Source organism: Microcoleus sp. N9_A2, assembly GCF_036701775.1.
Classification (GTDB): Bacteria; Cyanobacteriota; Cyanobacteriia; order Cyanobacteriales; family Microcoleaceae; genus Microcoleus.
This window is the reverse complement of the sequence record NZ_JAUBRH010000044.1, coordinates 1-19,501: the sequence shown is the minus strand read 5'-3', so window position 1 is coordinate 19,501 and position 19,501 is coordinate 1. Positions and strand designations below refer to the sequence as shown.

Below are 19,501 nucleotides of genomic sequence, written 5' to 3'. Positions count from 1 at the left end.
GAAGCAGATAAGCGCTGACTAACGCGGATTTATTTATAAATGGAATTTGATATTTCTCCGCTCTGGATATCTCTAAAATCCTCCGCTATTGCGACATTTATCACCTTCTTTCTGGGAATAGCCGCCGCCCGGTGGATGCTTTCAACTCGCATCAGAGGTAAAGCTTTGATTGAAGGGATTTTAATTTCTCCCTTAGTTTTGCCGCCGACAGTAGTGGGATTTTTGCTGCTGCTGCTGTTTGGGAGAAATGGGGCGATCGGTCAATTCTTGCTACAATTCGACTTAACTATAATTTTCACTTGGCAAGCCGCCGTAATTACAGCAACTGTCGTATCATTTCCCCTCATGTACAAAACTGCTTTGGGAGCTTTTGAGCAAATTGATGCCAATCTTCTCAATGCAGCCCGCACTCTGGGAGCCTCGGAGTGGCAAGTCTTTTGGCGCATTATGTTGCCGCTAGCATGGCCGGGAATTTTAGCAGGAACTATTCTCGCATTTGCTCGCGCTTTGGGTGAATTCGGCGCGACGTTGATGTTAGCGGGGAATATTCCCGGACAAACTCAAACTATCCCGATGGCAATTTATTTTGCTGTGGAAGCAGGGGATATGGGGCAAGCTGCTATTTGGGTTTTGATTATTCTTAGTCTTTCTGTGACGATGCTCACTGCTGTTAATTTTTGGACTGATTTACAAAAGAGATCGCCCAAACCGAATTCGAGCTACAGATTGCAATCAAATATTCCCAAAATAACGTCTACTTTTACCACAAAATCCCAAAAACAACAACCGAAAAGCGGACTTTGTTTAAGCATTTTTAAACCTCTTTCCAGCTTTGCCTTGGATGTCGGTTTCGATATCGGCCCGGAAGTGCTGGGAATTTTGGGCGCGTCGGGTTCCGGTAAGAGCATGACTCTGCGCTGCATCGCCGGTTTGGAAACTCCAAGGAGCGGTCAAATTTCAGTCAATGGCAGGGTTTTATTTGACTCAGCACAGGGCATTAATGTAGCTTCTAAAGACCGCCGCATCGGTTTTTTGTTTCAAAACTATGCTTTATTTCCTCACCTGACCGTTGCTCAAAATATTGCGTTTGGCTTGCAGCATTTATCTGAAAGCGAGCAAAAACTTCGGGTAAAAGAACAGCTAATTTCGGTGCAAATGTCGGGACTGGAAAACCGCTACCCGCAGGAACTTTCGGGGGGCCAACAGCAGCGGGTGGCTTTGGCGAGGGCGATCGCCCCTTCTCCAGAATTGCTGCTATTAGACGAACCGTTTTCTGCTTTGGATACTCACTTACGCAGTCAACTTGAACGGGAGTTAATGCAGACTCTGGCTAATTATCGGGGCATTACTTTGTTTGTCAGCCACAATTTAGAGGAAGTTTACCGGGTGTGCAAAAATCTGTTGGTGTTGGCCGAGGGAAGGCCGATCGCCTTTGATACCAAACAGAACATTTTCGATCGCCCTCGCAACTTCACCGTCGCCCAGTTGACGGGCTGCAAGAACTTCTGTGCAGCTAAACCGATCTCCGTAACTGTCGTCGAGGCGATCGACTGGGGCTGTACTCTGACTGTAGTCGAACCAATTCCCAAATCTCTAGTTTCTGTGGGAATTCGAGCTCATCAACTGAGTTTTGTTAGCCGGTGCGATCGTGAAAATACTTTTGCTTGTTGGCTCGCCTCGACTGTGGAAACTCCGCACCGGGTGACATTATATCTCAAATTGCACTCGCCTCCCAATCATTCCCAAGATTATCACTTGCAAGCCGAAGTTTTCAAGGAAAAGTGGAGGGCTATTAAGGACAATCCTTTTCCCTGGTATGTTCATTTCGAGCCAATTAGGTTAATATTAATGGAAGCCTGAGTTAACTAGCAATATACCGTTAACCGTCAACACTCAACAGTTAACCGTCAACACTCAACAGCTAAATACATCTTAACCAAACATCAAATTATGACTGAAAAAGTTCAAAAAACCGACGCAGAATGGCAACAACAACTCACGCCCGAACAGTTCAAAGTCGCCCGAAAGAAGGGAACGGAAAGAGCTTTTAGCGGCGAATATCACGACAGCAAAAAAACCGGAACTTATAAGTGTATTTGCTGTGGCACTGAGCTATTTGAATCAGAAACAAAGTTCGATTCCGGTACGGGTTGGCCGAGTTTCTACGCTCCCGTTAGCGAAGAAAATGTCAAGTGCGAGTCGGATAACACCTTGTTCATGCGCCGAACAGAGGTACTGTGCGCTGTTTGCGACGCTCATCTCGGTCACGTATTTAACGACGGGCCCAAACCTACCGGTCAGCGTTACTGCATGAATTCTGCTGCTCTTAATTTCGTACCCAAGGATTGATTCTTTTAGGGGCTAGCTAGAAGCCCAACCCCTACTCCCCACAAAAAATCAACCCGGTTGTGGAACAGGCATCTTGCCTGTTCACCTAGCATTCACTGAGAAAAAATCAATCCCGTTGTGGAACAGGCATCTTGCCTGTTCACCTAGCAGCCCACGCAACAAACAAATTCTCTGGCAGCACAAGCGGGATGCTTGTTCTGGGTAATTGATGTTCAAAATGCACCCGTACTGCTATCTTATTGTGGAGGCAAAAAGAGTAAAAAAATAGTGGCGGCATGGGGATGGTTTATCAGCGAGTTTTGCTGAAGCTCAGCGGTGAAGCGCTGATGGGCAGCTTGGGCTACGGCATCGATCCGATAGTCGTTCAGTCGATCGCCCAGGAAGTAGCCCAAGTCGTGTCCCAAGGCATTCAAATTGCGATCGTTGTCGGCGGCGGCAACATTTTTCGCGGCGTGAAAGCTGCTTCGGCAGGGATGGATCGGGCAACGGCTGATTATGTGGGCATGATTGCTACGGTGATGAATGCTATCACTTTGCAGGATGCCCTGGAACAAGCAGGAGTGCCAACGAGGGTGCAATCGGCGATCGCCATGCAAGAAGTAGCTGAACCCTACATCCGGCGGCGGGCAATTCGCCACCTAGAAAAAAAACGAGTAGTGATTTTTGGTGCCGGTTCTGGCAACCCTTTTTTTACTACTGATACTACAGCCGCTTTGCGGGCGGCTGAAATTGATGCAGAGGTGATTTTTAAAGCTACTAAGGTAGATGGGGTGTACGATTCCGACCCCCACCTCAACCCCAACGCGCGCAGGTATCAAACCCTCACCTATGCCCACGTCTTGAATCAAGATTTGCGGGTGATGGACAGTACAGCGATCGCCCTTTGCAAAGAAAATAATATTCCTATTATGGTATTTGACCTCTCGGTGTCGGGCAACATCTACCGAGCTGTAATGGGAGAATCTATTGGAACTCTTGTCGGAGGTTTTTGTGAAGTTAGCTGAAGCAGAAGATCATATGCAAAAGGCAGTTGAGGCTACTCAACGGTCTTTTAATACTATTCGGACGGGACGGGCCAACGCCTCCCTCCTCGATCGAGTCATGGTAGATTATTACGGAGCACCAACTCCGATCAAATCCCTTGCCAACATCGGCACGCCGGATGCGACTACGATCAACATTCAACCGTTCGATCGTACAGCGCTTACCTCCATCGAAAAAGCAATTTCCCTGTCCGATGTAGGACTCGTGCCCAACAACGACGGTTCAGTTATTCGCTTGAACATTCCGCCGCTGACGAGCGACAGACGCCAAGAATTTGTCAAAATGGCCAGTAAGTTTGCTGAAGAAGGTAAAGTTGCAATTCGCAATATCCGCCGCGATGCCGTTGACTCGATTCGCAAGCAGGAAAAAAGCAGCGATCTCTCTAAAGATGAATCGCGGGACTTGCAAGATAAAATTCAAAAGCTGACGGATAAGTACATTGCCAAAATAGAAGAAGTTCTAGCAGCGAAAGAGAAAGATATCACGACTGTCTAATAGTTTGTAGTTCATTGTTATTAGTTATTGGTTATTAGTTATTAGTGAGTTGATCCTCATGACTAATAACTAATAACTCATGACAACAGAAAACAAACAACAGACAAATGACTAAAATGTTTGATTGCATTATTGTCGGTCGATCGCCACTTCAGGGGAACTGATACAGCATATTCCATGTAGATGTAGAGAGCGAGAAACCGGGTTTCTTGAACAGAATTAGTTGATAGGCGAGAACTGTAAAGAAACCCGGTTTCTGGGTGTACTTCATAAACTTGGAATACGCTGTATGGTTTGGGTCAGTGGTTTGGATCGGGCCTTCTATCAGTTTACAGGAGCTGCGAGTCAGAGCGGGCGTCAAATTGCCGATGACTACTAAGTTGATGAGCAAAATTTTGTGCGGTGAACTGCGTTATGCCAATATCGCTAACCGCGCTCTTCCAAAGCTGATGCCGTTTTAGAACGAAGGAAGAAGAAATCATCTTAAATCCCAATTTCTTATTTTCAATTCTTAATCGTTAATTAAAATCGGAACTATATGATTTCGGCTTGCATCCGAATAATATTTTTCGGAGTGTAGCGCAAGTGTCCTCGCTCGCACTAAGTCTAAGCGCATCTAAATTTTACAGTCAAGTTTGCTGAAATTATTGTGGAGCGAACTCTAGCAGCCAGCCCAAAAATACAATTTAGATGCCCAAAAGCTTACACTCCGTTCGCTGTGGATGACGCGAGCGCGCTCATAATTCCGATGTAACGCGATTTGATATTACATCCTATTTATACTACCGGTAAGGTACACAATGCACGCCTTACATACATAGGTTATGCGTAAATCCTGTACAATCTAAAATAAATATGATAATTTATTTTTATAAAGTAGAAAAGCCTTACGGCTGCTTTTCTAATTTTTCACTACACGACATTTCTCTGCACGGTCAATATTGGTTGACTGTGGAACATTACTATCAAGCCCAAAAATTTGTCGGTAGCGCTGATGAAAGATTAGTCGCGGCGATTCAAGCCGTAGCAACTCCTCAAGAAGCCGCTAAATTAGGTCGCGATCCCAACCACCGGATTCGCGCTGATTGGGAAGCAGTGAAAATTCACATCATGCGCGAAGCAGTTTTAACTAAGTTTCTCGCTCATACAGACATTCAAGCTATTCTCCTCGCCACAGGGGATCGAGTGATTGTCGAGGATTCGCCAACGGATTACTACTGGGGGTGTGGCTGCGATCGAACCGGTCAAAATCATTTGGGTAAAATTCTGATGAGCGTGCGCCAAGAAATTAGTCAGCGCCTTGCGCGCTGATAGAAACTCAAATTCTTTCGTTAATTATCATTATATGAAGTTATACAACAAATGTCAAGTTATCCTAACAATGAAGAATTCTCATAGTGAAAGTTTAAGATTGCGAGAAATTTATAAGAGCATTAAAATAATAATTATTATTGGGTTAAGTCGCTCTGCCTGTTGAAGGCAAGGATTAAACCGGCGCGATCGCAGATTTTCCTTACGCCTGTGCGCCAGAGGCGATACACCGTCGCCTCTCAACAGTGCGCGACGGATTAATTGTACAGATCGGTTGAGTCAAAAACTCAGGGTGAGGCATTTGAGTTCGATCGCGACCACAGCACCTCAAAACTTCTTATTATCATTGTATAAGTACAAAAGGAGATTTATGCAACTCAGAGAAAATACGCAAGAATTACATCATAAACTAGACAGAGAAGTTTTGATACGGCGGATAACAGAACGCATCCGCCAATCTCTAGAATTAGAAGATATTTTAACCAGTACGGTAGCAGAAGTGCGGTCTTTTTTGAAAACAGATCGCATTATGATTTACAGGTTTAGTGCTGACGGCAGTGGAGAAGTTGTTGCAGAGTCAATTAATAACAACCATCTCCCTTCCTTGAAAGGACTGCACTTTCCAGCAGACGACATTCCCGCGCGCGCCCGGGAGATGTATGTCACTTTGCGCCAGCGGACAATAATAGATGTTAACTCAGGGACGATCGTCCTGAGTCCCCTCGATGCTGCAGACACCGGTCAACCTTTAGTAAAGGAAGAGATGCACTACAGATCGCTCGATCCTTGCCACACCGCTTACCTGATGGCAATGGGAGTGCAATCTTCCTTAGTCGTGCCGATTTTGCACCGGAGGAGCGCGTCGCAAAACAGCAACACAGATATCTGCGATGCCGCGACTTGTCTGACTCGATACGAGCCAGGAAACAATCAAAAAATTCACATCGAACTGTGGGGACTTTTAGTGTCTCACCACTGTGCCCCCCTCAATATTTCACCAGCAGATTTAGAAGTAGTTCAGCTCGTATCAGATCAATTGTCTAGCGCTATAGCCCACGCACTCCTCCTGCAGCAAACCCGCTCTCAAGCCGCCCGGGAAGCCACCGTGAGCCGCATAGCAGCCCTGTTGTACGGTCACGTCAACATTCAACTGCAACAGGGTTTAGAAGCCACCGTCACCGCTTTGGGCGGCAGCGGCGGCAGACTCTATCTCAACCCGCCGAAAATCAACGGTGAAAAGTTATCTGCTCCCAAGATTGAAGGAGGATTTCCCATTGCCCCTGCCCAAAGTGATGCTACCTTTGAACTGTTCACCACAGGAGAACAACCGACACTTCCCAACTGGGAAAAAGTTAAGGAGCTCGAAGCTCATCCCCTCTGGCAGGAATGGCTCACCAAAGGATTTAAAAATACCGAAGAACTTCCCAAGTTGCCAACAATTACTAACTCTCAGTTCCCTGTTTTGATCATTACCAACTTATACAAAGAACCTCTATTTAGAGTTTTAGTTCCTGCTTTTCAATCTACTAAAATTAGGGGTTTGCTGGTAATTCCCCTCCACTACAAACAACAAGTAGTCGGCTGTTTGACCATTTTTCGCAATGCAATTGATACCGAAAAAATGTGGGCGGGGCGCTTTGACAGCAGCGCTGCACAAATCCTTCCGAGACAATCCTTTGAAGTCTGGCGAGAAATAAAAAAAGGTCAGTCGCCCGAGTGGAAGTGCGATGAAATTGAGCAAGCTTTAGCTATAGGCAGCCAATTTTGTTCGGCAATTGGGCAGTACGTTCTTTATAAAGAAGTCCAAACCCTGAATGCCAACTTGGAGCGCCAAGTTCAAGAACGCACCGCCCAATTGCAAAAATCCTTGGACTTTGCCAAAGTATTGACGCGAGTTAGAGACCAGATTCGCAGCACCTTAGATTTAAAAATCATACTGCAAACTATTGTGCGAGAAGTCAGAGTTTTGTTGGATACCGATCGCACGGTAATCTACCAATTTGCAGCAGATAAACAGGGCGAGGTAGTTGTCGAAGCTGTTTGCGGCGAGTGGCGGTCAATTTTGGGTATCACATCTCCACAAGAATGCTTTCCCGAAGGCTCAGACTGCTTTTATCGAGCCGGACGGGTGCGAGCAATTAATGATATTTATACTGAGGATTTAACACCCTGTCACCGCGATTTTTTGGAAGATTTGCAGGTGAGAGGAAGTTTAATTGTGCCGATGAGAGGCAAAGATTCCCAATTGTGGGGGTTGCTGATTGCCCATGAGTGTTCGGGGCCGAGAGTTTGGCAAACAGCAGAACAGGAATTGGTGCAACATTTAGCGACTCAAGCTGCGATCGCCATTCACCAAGCAGAACTTTATCAAGAAAGTCTCAATGCAGCAACTGCCGATCGATTAAAAGCCGAACAGCTAGCTAAAACCCTCAAAGAACTGCACAATACCCAAGCCCAACTGATTCAAACCGAAAAAATGTCCAGTCTCGGACAACTCCTGGCCGGAGTCGCCCACGAAATCAATAACCCCGTTAACTTTATCTACGGCAATCTGTCCCACGCCAGCGAATACACCAAAGATTTACTCTGCTTGGTGGAACTCTACCGCCAGCACTACCCCAATCCCAACCCAGAAATTAGCGAGTGTTCCGAAGCAATCGACATCGAATTTCTTGCCGAAGATTTGCCAAAAATTTTGGGTTCCATGACAGTCGGAGTTGAACGCATCCGCCAGTTAGTTGTATCTTTGCGTAATTTTTCCAGAACCGATCAAGCCGAGAAAAAAGCCGTTGACATTCACGAGGGCATCGACAGTACCCTGTTGATTTTGCAGCACCGGATAAAAGCCAATTCCGATCACACCACCGTAGAAATTATTAAAGAATATGGCAAGTTGCCCTTAGTAGAATGCTATGCCAGCTCGCTCAATCAGGTATTTATGAATCTGATCGGTAATTCCCTTGACGCCCTAGAAATGGGGAAAAAAGAGCGAGTTATGGATCTTCCCTTTAAAGCCGCAAGTGCAGCGGCAACGCATTTAAGCTCCCAAATACTGCCTATTGAGTCAGGAGATATACAGGCAACCACCGAGTGTTTGATTCCTGATTTCCCATCCCCTTGCATTCGGATTCGCACTGAATTAATCGATGAAAAAACGGTAGGAATTTGCATTGCAGACAATGGTCACGGCATCCCCAAAGAGTTAATTTCTCATATATTTAATCCGTTTTTTACTACTAAACCCGTAGGTCGGGGCACGGGTTTAGGACTGTCTATCAGTTACCAAATTGTAGTTGAGAAACACCAAGGCGTACTTAAGTGTGTTTCTGTACCCGGTCATGGTACAGAGTTCTGGATCGAGATTCCCCTGAATTAGGCAACCGTCAATCGATTTTAGATTTTAGATTTTAGATTTTAGAGGCGACCCCACGAATAAATGCGGGGGCTGGAGGATTTTCGATTTTCGATTTTGGATTGATTCCACGGATAAATCACGTGGCGGGTACCACCTTTGAAATTCTTGGTCAAGGCAAGATTAGCTTCACCAGCACAGAACCGATCGAACCGAGAAGACTCATAAAGTCGCCGCGGCTGGAAGTGCGGGGTTCCGTAGGCTTTTGGCGTGCAACAATGGCTTCGCCTAACTGCTTTGACAACTCCTGACCTTGGGGATTTCCTTGATCTGCAAAGAGTTTGTTTGCTATTGCAGCGTCTTGAGTCGCGCCGGCGAAGTCTCCTAAGTCAGCGCGAGACATACTGCGCGCAAAATAAACGGCGGCTAAATCCGATTTCAGATTCAGCGCTTGATTGTAATAATCAATGGCGTTTCTGTAGTTTCCGGCTTGAGCTTCCAGCACTCCCAACCGGTAGAAGTCTTCAGCGGTGCCGATATTGGTTGGCATTCCTCTAACTCCGAGCAGTTGCGCGTTAGTTAAATTAGCGCCTTGCAAATTGGCGTCGCTGAGATAGGCACTTCTCAAGTCAGCACCGCTGAGGTTCGCACCGCTGAGGTTGGCCCCCGTCAGGTTGACGCCAAACAGGCTGGTGCCGCTGAGGTTGGCACCGCTGAGGTCAGCCCCGGTAAGGTTGGCTCGACTGAGGTTAGCCAACCTTAAGTCAGCACCTTTGAGATTGGCTCCGGTTAAATTGGCTAAAACTAAGCCTGCACTGCTGAGGTCGCAGTTGGGACACTCTCGGGTGGCTAGTAATTGTTGCGTGTGTTGGATGTTCTCGGCGGCGGCAGGAGCGATCGGGGCGATCGCGCTCAGCAGCGTTACAGCAGCGAGGATTCTGAGTTTCATTTTAACCGTCCAAAATCAAAAATATTAAATCTAAAATAGCTTTTCTCGAAGCAATTGAAAATCACCATAACACAAGTTCACCCAACAAATCTTTTGACTTGCCGTATGTAGGGGTTCTGTGCGCCATCAGCACCCTACATTGAAGTTCTCGGCCTTACCTGAGTGTCAAATAAAGATTTCGCTGCCAATAAATTAGGGTAATGAAAACCTCATTACCCTTTAGCCGCTGTTCTCGGCAACCATAAAAATTAACAAATAAATTAGTCGTGAATCGTGCCGTCGGGCATCGTTGTACCCTTAAGATATACTCCGCTCAGGTTAACTTTTGTAAGGTTTGCTCCCAACAGGTTTGCTCCGCTTAAGTCTGACGCACTTAAAATCGCTTCAGTCAAGTCTGCCCTAATTAGACTCGCCCCCATTAAGTCGGCTCCGCTAAGGTCTACTTTGCTCAAGTTTGCGCCAATTAAATCGCATTCTGTCAGCACCGCCCTACGCAAGTTTACTCCGTAAAGATTTACTCCGTGCAAGTCTGCACGGCTGAGTGTGGCCCGAGATATGTTGGCTCCAATTAAAGTTGCTTGGATCAGGGAAGCTCCGCTCAAGTCTGCTTTGCTGAGGTTCGCTCCCATCAACTCAGCTCGATTCAGGTTAGCTTCAACTAAAAGTGCTTCTGTGAGGTCGGCTCCACCTAAGTCTGCTTTGCTCAAATTAATCTTGCACAAATTGGCTTTGCCAAAGTTGACTCTGTTGAGTTTGGCTTTGCTGAGATTGGCTCCAATCAGGTCGGCTTCATACAGATTGGCTCCAATCAATTCTGCTTCGTAGAGGTAGACCTCGTGCAGGTAGACCCCGCTAAAATTTCTTTCTCCTATTGCGTATAGCTTGAGCAGTTCGTCAACGTTCATTGTGGCTTCTCTACACCTTTTAAATGAAGAATACTGTCAGCAAGCTGGTTGCACCGGATGTTCTGCAATTTTCGGTTCTGAAATATTCAGACCCAGCCTGAAAATTCCCTCAATCTGCAAGGTTTGAGTAAAAATTAGATGGTTTGGTGAGGGTGAAGGACAAAGCTGCTTTCTCTTTTCCCTTTTGTGAGAAATTAATATTTAAAAATATTAACAACAAGTTCGATCGCACTTCCTAAGTAAATCCCCAAGATTCTAGGTGGAAAGTCCGATCGAACCCATAACTTTTTGTGGGTAGTTGAGCTTACTGAGTAATACTGTGACCAAGATCACAAGCCTAGGTTAGTAGGATCACATAGAAACCCCCCTTTCGATCACAGCAGGCGGGCAAAAATAGCCGATACTTATACTGTAAGGCTGAGAAATTGACAATGCCACCCTCGTCGTGTTTTACTCAATTGGCGATAAAGCCAGTAGTTTCACTGATACTTGCCCGCTTGCTGTGAAAGTCGGTTGCAACGTCACTCGGCGCTACCCGCTCTGACCGATGAGAGTGCTGATATCTAAGGATTTTTCGCACAGCGAAAGCCAAAAATGCAGTTCGGGGACTAGGGGAATGTCTGTATAAAAATGCGATCACTGGTGTACAGACATTCCCCTGTTTGCTAGCACCTAATGGCTAAAAATCGCTTATACGTTCGCAAAAAATACCAATAAATACCAGGAAAACCATGATAAATGTTTAACAATAAGAGAATAAATGGTATTCCTTAAGAGTCACCTATTGCCGGTAATGTTACAGTCGAGCGGTTCACTGCTATCACTATTAGCAATGACGCTTGTCCATCAAATACAAAAATGATCCAGAAAGCGGGTTTTTTACCCAAAAAAATCATGGCAACCTTGCTCCAGGTTAAAATAATCCGGTTTCTGAGCGTCTGACTGCCTCCAGGAAGGAAAAAGTTTAATGAGAACGATCGCTTTTGTATTGCTTCAGGGCAAACAAAAGGTCAGCATTTAGGATAGGAGCAGCTTTTGCTCCATTGTCAAACAAAGGTATTGTAGAACGCGAATCGTGAGGTAATTGATATGGCTGGAGTATGTAAACTTAGCATCACAGAGACAATTGAAGAACTAAAAAACCTGTTAACTGAACAAAAAACAGCAAGCGGCTTTCAAAAAATTCAAGCACTTTACCTGTTCAAAATTTGTCACGTTAAGACAGTTAAAGAATTGGCAATGACGATCGGGGTAAATCGAATTACAGTGCAGCGGTGGCTGAGAAAGTACCGCTCTGAGGGACTCGAAGGACTCCTCGAAACAAAGCACAGCGGCGGCCGCAAGCCGGCTATTCCTCCTGTGGCCCGCGCTAGTTTGGCAATGCGCCTCAGCGACCCCCAGGAAGGCTTTAAAAGCTATGGAGAAATTCAAGAGTGGTTGCAGCAGGAATACAGCATTGAAGCTTCCTATAAAGCAGTTTATGCAACAGTCAGATACCACCTAAAAGCCAAGCTGACCAAAGTCTAGACAGTTCATAGCACGTTGGATTAAGCACCGATTATCTAATTGTTTGCCGTCAGCTTTGGAAGATTTTGAGGAGTTGCGTAATCCCGACAAACGTGACTAATTCTTTTTTAAGAAAACTCGCTCTCATAAACTGCGGATCATATAAATTATATGTTGTGGCAATGGGGGTGAAGGGGAGAAGGTTTGACGCTTTTCCCGTGTTTGTGAAAGATGCTTTAAAAATTAGCCAGAAAGCATAACTTGGAAGTTTTGTCTAATCTAATTTGCAGGTTTTGTTATATGGATGTAAAAATTGGCAGCGGCTAAGGCAAAAATCGATCCAAAGCCGCTTTCAACTCTTCGATTTCCGTATCGATATTACCTTCTTTAGCGGCTCGGGCAATGCACTCGGTTAAGTGTTCGTCAAGAATGATTCTCGCTACGCGATCGAGCGCGCCTCGAACCGCAGCAACTTGCACCAGAACTTCGGGACAGGGACGGTTTTCTTGAACCATTGTTTTAATGCCGCGGACGTGTCCCTCAATCCGAGACAAGCGATTTACCAGCCGCCGCATCGATTCTTCATCGTGATGGTGAGGGTGGACTGATTTATCGTCGTGATGGTGGTGGGAATTTGAGGGCAAGGATTTGTCAGTAGAAGTATCAGATAGAATCATTGGGGTTACGAGGGAAATTTAAAAGTTAGAATTCAGAATATGTTGAGTTGGTGCGGGCTCGTGACTCATGTATTGTAACTGTCAAAATATATTTAGGATCTTCATAGTGGCAGATTATTGAGTCCGCACGATCGCACACCTTTACCAGACTAACCCAGACTAACAAAGATTGACGCTATGCGACTATTTAAGTTTTTTCGCCCCACACCTCGAACGGGTGTTCGTTGGTTGGCCCTAATTTTAGGAATGACGATCGCCCTGAGTGCTCTCTTCATCGATGCTGCACCCGCTTCGGCCGCTGACGGCAAAAATCCGCCCAACTTGCGGGAACAGCCCAAAACAGCCGTGCAGAGAGTACAATCCCAGAGTTCCCCAGCAACCCCCCCGAATCCGCAACTGTTAGCGCTGCGAAGCCCGGAACTCCCGGCGACGGTGGCGGCAGATACCAGCAGTTTTGTGACGGCGGCAGTCGATCGAGTCGGGCCAGCAGTTGTTCGCATTGATACCGAGCGCACAGTCAGCCGCAACCTCGACCCGTTAATGGAAGATCCCTTCTTCCGCAGATTTTTGGGAGAAGATTTACGCAGCATGACACCCAGACAAGAACGCTTACGCGGTCAAGGTTCTGGCTTCATCATTGACAAAAGCGGGATTGTTTTAACCAATGCTCACGTAGTTGATAAAGCCGATCGAGTGACTGTCACCTTAAACGACGGCAGAACATTTCCAGGAGAAGTGCAAGGTACTGACGAAGTAACAGATTTGGCAGTTGTCAAAATTAATACTAAGGAAGTTAACTTGCCCGTGGCAACCTTGGGAGATTCCGAGGCGGTGAAAGTGGGAGATTGGGCGATCGCCGTGGGCAACCCTCTGGGATTTGACAACACCGTCACCTTGGGCATTATCAGCACTCTCAAACGCTCCAGTGCAGCCGTCGGCATCCCCGACAAGCGGCTCGATTTCATTCAAACCGACGCGGCCATCAATCCCGGCAATTCCGGCGGCCCGCTGTTAAACAGCAGAGGAGAAGTGATTGGCATCAACACGGCGATTCGAGCTGATGCAATGGGTATTGGCTTTGCGATTCCGATCGACAAAGCCAAGGCTATCTACGCGCAGTTAGCCAAGGGAGAACAAGTCAGCCATCCGTTTTTAGGGATTCAGATGATTGCTTTGACTCCTGAAATGGCCAGAGAGAATAATGCTGACCCCAATGCTCCTTTGATTGTGCCGGAAGTTAAGGGGGTGTTAGTGATGCGAGTTGTGCCAAATACGCCTGCAGAGGAAGGGGGGATTCGCAAGGGAGATGTCATCGTTCAAATTGACGGCGAGGGAGTGACTCAGCCCGAACAGTTGCAAAATTTGGTGGAAAACAGCCAAATCGGTCAAATTCTCAAACTGAAGGTGCGCCGCGGTGCCCAGACGAAAGATATTGCGGTTCAAACTGCTCAACTGAGAGATTTTTAGAGGAGAAGGAGAAGGGGGAAACTGTTAGAAACCCTTTCCTTCTTCCGACGGCATTACATCCGTTACATCCGTTACATAATCCGTTGCCGAACTTCCTTCCTCTATATGACACGAATTCAGCTTGCATATCCCAAAATTCCAGATAGTAAAAATTGCCCTAACGAACAATGTATAGCTTTTGAAAAGTACGATGGCACTAATTTTCATTGGGTCTGGGAATTTGAACTCGGTTGGTATGCTTTTGGTACGCGCCGCAGTAGATTTGATTTGGATGAAATGGGAATTGCAGAATTTAATGCTGCACATCCAGGTTTAGAAACAGCACCTGAAATATTTAAGAGAGATTTTGCTAGTCCGTTAGAGTCTATATTTCGAGAGAACGAACAGTATCACTGTGCTGAAATTACTGTGTTTACAGAGTTTTTTGGTGCTAGCTCGTTTGCGGGAATGCACCAAAAGGACGATCGCAAACAATTAGTGCTTTTTGATGTGGAAACCGATCGCGGTATGGTTGTTCCCGATCGGTTTATTCAGGACTTTGGTAAATTAAATATTGCGCGAGTGATTTATCGCGGCAAATTAACTGGCAAGTTTATGGATGATATTCGCGAGGGGAAATACGGTGTGGATGAAGGTGTTGTGTGCAAGGGAGGCCGCAATGCTAATAATCTGTGGATGGTGAAGATTAAGACTGATGCGTATATGCAGAGATTGCAGGAAGCTTTTAAGGATGATTGGGAAAATTATTGGGAGTAATATCAAAGTGATAGATGAACTATCACAAGCCAAAGTGGGAGATATCGCCAACCCCCTTGGATTTGACAATACCGTTGCGTAATTCATGAGGAATTAAAGTATATTGGTCATAATCAATAGACAGCCAATAAAAAAATCAAGGAAGATTTAGTTATGACATCTGTGGAGATTGAAAAAAAAGCCATGACTGAAGAAGATGTGGCAAAGTTATGGGAAGCCTTCAAAGTATTTGACGCGGACGGGAGCGGTGCTGTCTCATCAGAAGAACTGGGTCAAGTGATGCGATCGCTAGGCCAGAGTCCTAACGAAACCGAGCTGCGCGACATGATCAAGGAAGTGGACGTAGACTTGTCGGGCAGTATCGATTTTGATGAATTCAAAATGCTGATGGTGTCCCAGCAGGGCGATCGCCAGAGTCGTCTCAAAATGGCATTTAGTGTATTTGATGAAAACGGTAGCGGTCAAATCACCAGAGACGAGCTGCACGGCGTGATGAGCCAGTTTGGGCTGACAGAGCAAGAACTCGATGAGATCATCAAAGAGGTAGACCATGACGGCGATGCCTCAATTGACTTTAAGGAATTCTGCAAACTGGTACCGGATGAGTCAGAGATCACAACCGGATATCAAGACTCACCCGTTCCGGTTGTCAGCACACAGACAACCGAGATTTCAGATAGTACAGCCGCTGCGATCGCAACTACAGCAACTGCTATCAATGAGGCAGCTTCTGCCACTATTGAACCTAATCTAGAAGAAGCACCCACCGATAGCAATCCAGAAATAGCACGCCTAAAAGAACTACTCGCCCAACACCCACAAGCTGAGAACAAGCGCGGTACCTCCCGCTTGCAGATGCAGATTGGTTTGTTTCGTCTGATCCAGGGAGCAGCCTACCGCAGCTTCCGCGAGAGTTTTTCCGCCAACCACGAGACTCACCTGCGCGTGAGAAACTTGCCATACAGAATCGTTGATTTTGTACAATTTGTCAGGAGTGCGATCGGGCTTTATAAAGGATTGGGTGTAGTAGAGTCGGCGTGCAACCCTGTACTGGATGCAGTAGTTAAATCGATCGAAGATGAATATGCCCGACTGCAAGATCGCATCAAAAACTGGAAGACTATAGAAAAAACTCCAGAAATGTTGGCAGAACAAAAAGCCATGTTGGAGGCGCGGGGTAAGTCTGCAACTGCCAAGGAAAAGTTTGCCGCGGGAGTCGAGTTTGCCATCACCATCAAGAAGAAAAGTCTCAACTTGCGTGACATCGCCGAGGGTGTGCTTGCCGTCAACGAACTCAACCGATTGAGAAAAATGGAACTGAGTGAGGAAATGGCACCGCCACCAGCCAAATCTGAGGGAGATCCAAAAGAGTACCTGAAGAAGTGGAACCGCGTCATCCTCTCGGATGCCTCAGAGGAAATCGATGGTGCGATGATGCCAGTGGCATATTGGTATGAAGACTTTATGCCGAAGCTGCTAGCTGCCTTCAGCGTCAGCACAGCAGCAGACATCCCCTTCAACACGGTGCCTGACGAAGCAGCTTTAAACCAGTGGTACGAAGCTACCAAGGCGTCAGGGGAATTTGGGCGCTATGGGGCGGATGTTGCAGAAGGCTTTCCCAAATGCGCTCCAAAACAGAAGTTGATGCTTCAACAGGCATGGCGCTTGACGCACAACTACCTGAATGGGGTACAGAAACGGCGGGAACGCTTGGAGTTTGGGCGCGAGTCTGGCGAACTCTCGCAATATGTATCGTTCATTGACGTGTATATCGATCGCAGTGAAATCAAGAATTCACAAATGCGCGTTAGCTTCCCTTACTATATTGGGCCTGCGGTGTGGCGTTTCTTCCACACTACGGCTGAAATCGTCTCTACCAAGACCACCCAACAGCAAAAAACTCTGGTGGCAATCTTCAAGGACTTTTTCAAGCTGTTTGCCACTATGTATCCCTGCCCCTACTGTCGCCACCACCTCAACGCCTACGTCGTGCAGAATAAAGAGGTGGAAATGTACCCTGTGGAGTACCTCGTGCTTGGGCGCGACCCGCGTCTGAACGACTTTGAGGTATCAATGGAGGCGAAGCTGTCCACCGTAGTAGATGGCGCTTCCCTGCGCTTATTCTTCTGGAAGCTGCACAATACTGTCTCCTCATCAATTGCGAGATCGGAGGAGTGGTATCACAAGGATGAGAAAGCATTCTACACCACTCGTTATTGGCCCAGCATTGACTCTGAGCTAGCACGAGCCAACGCGCTCAAACACATCAGCATTGCTACCGATCGGATGTACCGCCTCTACGGTATGCTCAAGCCCGCGGCACGACTGACAGGTGTGAGAGCAACATTGCAAAAGCTGTTGGATAAGAGGGACGAGGAAGGCATCAAGGAGGCTTGCTTGGTTGCCCAAGATTACATCAAGGAGTTGGAGGAGGCGATCGTCACCGGACAATTCCTACAAGAGACATATTACTTTGACCCTGACCTTGTGGATCAAGCACCCGTCTTTAGTCCTGAAGAAGAGGAGTTTGCTCGCAGCGGTGTGTTCGTAGAGGTGGCTTAGATATCAGCTAAAAAGTTAAGCTTAAAAGCTTAACTTTTTACCTCTTCAAAATTTCGAGAGAAGGAACAGTATCACTGCACTGAAATTACTATGTTTGCAGAGTTTTTTGGTGCTAAATCGTTTGCGGTAAGGGACAAAAAGGACGATCGCAAACAACTGGTGCTTTTTGATGTGGAAACTGAGGGCGGTATGGTTGTTCCCGATCGGTTTATTCAGGATTTTGGTAAATTAAATATTGCGCGAGTGATTTATCGCGGCAAACTGACGGGCAAGTTTATGGACGATCTTCGCAAGGGGAAATACGGTGTGGATGAAGGTGTTGTGTGCAAGGGAGGCCGCAATGCTAATAATCTGTGGATGGTGAAGATTAAGACTGATGCGTATATGCAGAGATTGTAGCAAGCTTTTAAGGATGATTGGGAAAATTACTGGGAGTAATATCAAATCTGAAGAGTAACTTTTTTCATGAATCTATCGAGTAGTGCGATCGGTGAAACCTCCTCTTTTGCTCCCCCTTTACCAGAAGTGTTGACAAACAACCTATCTTGTGCTGAGATGGCAGTGTTGAAGGTGCAGAGCGAAAGTATCAATTTTTGATTTGGAGAGTGGGACGGCGCGATCGGTTTATATTACCCAACAGTCGGTGTGGGGGGTTTGAAATCTAAAGTTTGAGTCTACCATCGGTTTTTTGCCCCACTCTAATTGATGGCCCAATGGAAAATTTTTCATCACCGGCAGGGAATACAGTCAGCGCCATCATACCAGAAGCAATCCAAACGGCAGGACAAGGGCTACATCCCTTAAGCATTTTTGCCTCTGCCGAATTCTGGTAGATTATGGGCTAATATTATATTTGCAGGAGCAGGGTGGCTAAAAGCTTTACTCTAATGTTAGATAGCATTAAATCTAAGGCTGGCAGGGGCTAATTTATAAAAAGTATTTAAATAAAAAAAGAAATTCTTATGACAAGAGATATCGATATTTTAAAAGATGAAAAGGTAAATTGCTACTCTTTTATGGTACAGCTAAGTGTTGAAGATTATCTCAACATGGTAAGTAGGACATTTAAAAATAGAGGAGGCTTAGAAGGACAAAGAGATACATTAAAAACAACAACAGCTATTCGGATTAGGGAGAGAATGGTTCAAGATATAGAAGCAGGCGCACTAATTCCACCCATAGTCTTAGGAGTAATCGTGCCGAAAGATACTTTTGACAAACTGGAGACATTAAAAGATAGAGATTCCTTTTTAGCCTTGATGGAAGGAATTGATAGTGATAGCATTTCTATTATCGACGGAATGCAAAGAACTACAGCTCTACATGAAGCACGAAAGAAGACAGATATTAGTAACAACAAAATTCGTATAGAATATTGGATTGCCTCTCAAGTAAATAGTCTTACCTACCGGATGTTAGTTTTAAATACCGGGCAAGTTCCTTGGAATATAAGGAGACAGATTGAAACCGTTTTTAGGTCAATTATTAAAGAATTAAATGAACAATCTACTTGCGTCAAGATTTGGGAAATGAATGACGAAAAGCGAAGTTCATCACCTGGACAATTTCAGGCTGATAACATTATAGAATTATTTTTGGTTTTTGGGGCAAGAAAAGAAAAAATTGACTTACAGGAGAGGCTAGCAGATGAATTTATGCGACAAGACTTTATAGAATCAGCAGCCAATTCAAATTTTACAAATATATTTTATGAAGTAATAAATTATTTGGGTAAATTTGATCGAGCTATAGCCACATATAAAGATAAAAATTCAAAAGAATATTTTAAAGACGGTAATTTATTCAGAAAAAGTCAACCAGCTTGTGTTGGTTTTGTAACAGCAATAGGTTTGGCTGTACTTGGTAGACCTGGCTCGGATCATAGCTCAGAAAAACAAAATCAAACATGGAATCAAATTAAAAATGATGCCGATAAAATGTTAGAACGTATATCTAGTCTAAATAGTAACGAAATAAAAGATTTTCTCGATTTTCCAACTTTAAATGAATTGATTGGTAAGAAACCAGCTAAGTCTAATGAAAGAGAATTCGTAAGCGTTCAGGGGGTATAAAGAAGACGAAAAACCACCCCCAAAATCAAAAAATAAAATTAGGCAGCAGTCAACAA

At 45.5% G+C, this 19,501-nt stretch carries 15 protein-coding genes; 12 read left to right on the top strand and 3 right to left on the bottom strand.

What is annotated here, in order from left to right; translation table 11 throughout:
• Nucleotides 1–39: 39 nt before the first annotated feature.
• The 6 genes from modB to QUA44_RS21580 all read left to right on the top strand — a co-directional run bounded on the left by modB (nucleotide 40) and on the right by QUA44_RS21580 (nucleotide 8,575).
• Nucleotides 40–1,860 (top strand): molybdate ABC transporter permease subunit, encoded by a 1,821-nt coding sequence (modB, locus tag QUA44_RS21605; protein WP_333254316.1) that lies wholly within the window; start codon nucleotides 40–42, stop codon nucleotides 1,858–1,860.
• 90 nt (nucleotides 1,861–1,950) lie between these two features.
• On the top strand, nucleotides 1,951–2,349 hold the full coding sequence (msrB, locus tag QUA44_RS21600) for a peptide-methionine (R)-S-oxide reductase MsrB (RefSeq protein ID WP_333254318.1): 399 nt from the start codon (nucleotides 1,951–1,953) through the stop codon (nucleotides 2,347–2,349).
• Between the two features lie 275 nt (nucleotides 2,350–2,624).
• Nucleotides 2,625–3,353 (top strand): UMP kinase, encoded by a 729-nt coding sequence (gene pyrH / locus QUA44_RS21595; protein ID WP_333254320.1) that lies wholly within the window; start codon nucleotides 2,625–2,627, stop codon nucleotides 3,351–3,353.
• Nucleotides 3,340–3,888 (top strand): ribosome recycling factor, encoded by a 549-nt coding sequence (frr, locus tag QUA44_RS21590; protein WP_333254322.1) that lies wholly within the window; start codon nucleotides 3,340–3,342, stop codon nucleotides 3,886–3,888. Before pyrH ends, frr begins: the two co-directional genes overlap by 14 nt.
• Nucleotides 3,889–4,743: 855 nt before the next feature.
• The gene (locus QUA44_RS21585; RefSeq protein WP_333254324.1) at nucleotides 4,744–5,199 is read left to right on the top strand and encodes an NADAR domain-containing protein; all 456 of its coding nucleotides are present in this window, start codon (nucleotides 4,744–4,746) and stop codon (nucleotides 5,197–5,199) included.
• Between the two features lie 370 nt (nucleotides 5,200–5,569).
• Nucleotides 5,570–8,575 carry a GAF domain-containing protein gene (locus QUA44_RS21580; RefSeq protein WP_333254326.1) on the top strand — a complete coding sequence of 1,002 codons (3,006 nt, stop codon included), beginning with the start codon at nucleotides 5,570–5,572 and terminating at the stop codon, nucleotides 8,573–8,575.
• Nucleotides 8,576–8,723: 148 nt separating this feature from the next.
• On the opposite strand, the gene QUA44_RS21575 is transcribed toward QUA44_RS21580, so the two are convergent.
• Together QUA44_RS21575 and QUA44_RS21570 are read right to left on the bottom strand one after the other, a co-directional pair.
• Nucleotides 8,724–9,500, bottom strand: a complete 777-nt coding sequence (locus QUA44_RS21575; protein ID WP_333254328.1) for a pentapeptide repeat-containing protein — start codon at nucleotides 9,498–9,500, stop codon at nucleotides 8,724–8,726.
• Between the two features lie 260 nt (nucleotides 9,501–9,760).
• Entirely contained in the window at nucleotides 9,761–10,405 is a 645-nt protein-coding gene (locus QUA44_RS21570) for a pentapeptide repeat-containing protein (protein WP_333254329.1), read from the bottom strand.
• A gap of 1,089 nt (nucleotides 10,406–11,494) precedes the next feature.
• Here QUA44_RS21570 and QUA44_RS21565 point away from each other — a divergent pair.
• A complete protein-coding gene (locus tag QUA44_RS21565) occupies nucleotides 11,495–11,932 on the top strand; it encodes a helix-turn-helix domain-containing protein (protein WP_333254331.1) in 438 nt (145 codons plus the stop codon).
• Between the two features lie 302 nt (nucleotides 11,933–12,234).
• Here the strand turns inward: QUA44_RS21565 and QUA44_RS21560 are convergent, their stop codons facing one another.
• A complete protein-coding gene (locus tag QUA44_RS21560) occupies nucleotides 12,235–12,588 on the bottom strand; it encodes a metal-sensing transcriptional repressor (protein WP_006632109.1) in 354 nt (117 codons plus the stop codon).
• Nucleotides 12,589–12,765: 177 nt separating this feature from the next.
• Between QUA44_RS21560 and QUA44_RS21555 the strand changes: the two genes are divergently transcribed.
• The 5 genes from QUA44_RS21555 to QUA44_RS21535 all read left to right on the top strand — a co-directional run bounded on the left by QUA44_RS21555 (nucleotide 12,766) and on the right by QUA44_RS21535 (nucleotide 19,445).
• Nucleotides 12,766–14,055, top strand: a complete 1,290-nt coding sequence (locus QUA44_RS21555) for an HhoA/HhoB/HtrA family serine endopeptidase (RefSeq protein ID WP_333254333.1) — start codon at nucleotides 12,766–12,768, stop codon at nucleotides 14,053–14,055.
• 105 nt (nucleotides 14,056–14,160) lie between these two features.
• Nucleotides 14,161–14,811, top strand: a complete 651-nt coding sequence (locus QUA44_RS21550; RefSeq protein WP_333254336.1) for an RNA ligase family protein — start codon at nucleotides 14,161–14,163, stop codon at nucleotides 14,809–14,811.
• A gap of 153 nt (nucleotides 14,812–14,964) precedes the next feature.
• Complete coding sequence (locus QUA44_RS21545; protein ID WP_333254338.1) at nucleotides 14,965–17,373, top strand: EF-hand domain-containing protein; 2,409 nt, start codon at nucleotides 14,965–14,967, stop codon at nucleotides 17,371–17,373.
• A 90-nt stretch (nucleotides 17,374–17,463) separates the two neighbouring features.
• Nucleotides 17,464–17,772 carry a hypothetical protein gene (locus QUA44_RS21540; protein WP_333254340.1) on the top strand — a complete coding sequence of 103 codons (309 nt, stop codon included), beginning with the start codon at nucleotides 17,464–17,466 and terminating at the stop codon, nucleotides 17,770–17,772.
• A 563-nt stretch (nucleotides 17,773–18,335) separates the two neighbouring features.
• Nucleotides 18,336–19,445, top strand: a complete 1,110-nt coding sequence (locus QUA44_RS21535; RefSeq protein WP_333254341.1) for a hypothetical protein — start codon at nucleotides 18,336–18,338, stop codon at nucleotides 19,443–19,445.
• Nucleotides 19,446–19,501: the final 56 nt, after the last annotated feature.

What these genes read in the sequence shown, in the direction of transcription:
- modB (WP_333254316.1), top strand. Translation starts at nt 40, where the DNA reads ATGGAATTTGATATTTCTCCGCTCTGGATATCTCTAAAATCCTCCGCT.
- msrB (WP_333254318.1), top strand. Translation starts at nt 1,951, where the DNA reads ATGACTGAAAAAGTTCAAAAAACCGACGCAGAATGGCAACAACAACTC.
- pyrH (WP_333254320.1), top strand. Translation starts at nt 2,625, where the DNA reads ATGGGGATGGTTTATCAGCGAGTTTTGCTGAAGCTCAGCGGTGAAGCG.
- QUA44_RS21585 (WP_333254324.1), top strand. Translation starts at nt 4,744, where the DNA reads ATGATAATTTATTTTTATAAAGTAGAAAAGCCTTACGGCTGCTTTTCT.
- QUA44_RS21580 (WP_333254326.1), top strand. Translation starts at nt 5,570, where the DNA reads ATGCAACTCAGAGAAAATACGCAAGAATTACATCATAAACTAGACAGA.
- QUA44_RS21575 (WP_333254328.1), bottom strand. Translation starts at nt 9,500, where the DNA reads ATGAAACTCAGAATCCTCGCTGCTGTAACGCTGCTGAGCGCGATCGCC.
- QUA44_RS21570 (WP_333254329.1), bottom strand. Translation starts at nt 10,405, where the DNA reads ATGAACGTTGACGAACTGCTCAAGCTATACGCAATAGGAGAAAGAAAT.
- QUA44_RS21565 (WP_333254331.1), top strand. Translation starts at nt 11,495, where the DNA reads ATGGCTGGAGTATGTAAACTTAGCATCACAGAGACAATTGAAGAACTA.
- QUA44_RS21560 (WP_006632109.1), bottom strand. Translation starts at nt 12,588, where the DNA reads ATGATTCTATCTGATACTTCTACTGACAAATCCTTGCCCTCAAATTCC.
- QUA44_RS21555 (WP_333254333.1), top strand. Translation starts at nt 12,766, where the DNA reads ATGCGACTATTTAAGTTTTTTCGCCCCACACCTCGAACGGGTGTTCGT.
- QUA44_RS21550 (WP_333254336.1), top strand. Translation starts at nt 14,161, where the DNA reads ATGACACGAATTCAGCTTGCATATCCCAAAATTCCAGATAGTAAAAAT.
- QUA44_RS21545 (WP_333254338.1), top strand. Translation starts at nt 14,965, where the DNA reads ATGACATCTGTGGAGATTGAAAAAAAAGCCATGACTGAAGAAGATGTG.
- QUA44_RS21540 (WP_333254340.1), top strand. Translation starts at nt 17,464, where the DNA reads ATGTTTGCAGAGTTTTTTGGTGCTAAATCGTTTGCGGTAAGGGACAAA.
- QUA44_RS21535 (WP_333254341.1), top strand. Translation starts at nt 18,336, where the DNA reads ATGACAAGAGATATCGATATTTTAAAAGATGAAAAGGTAAATTGCTAC.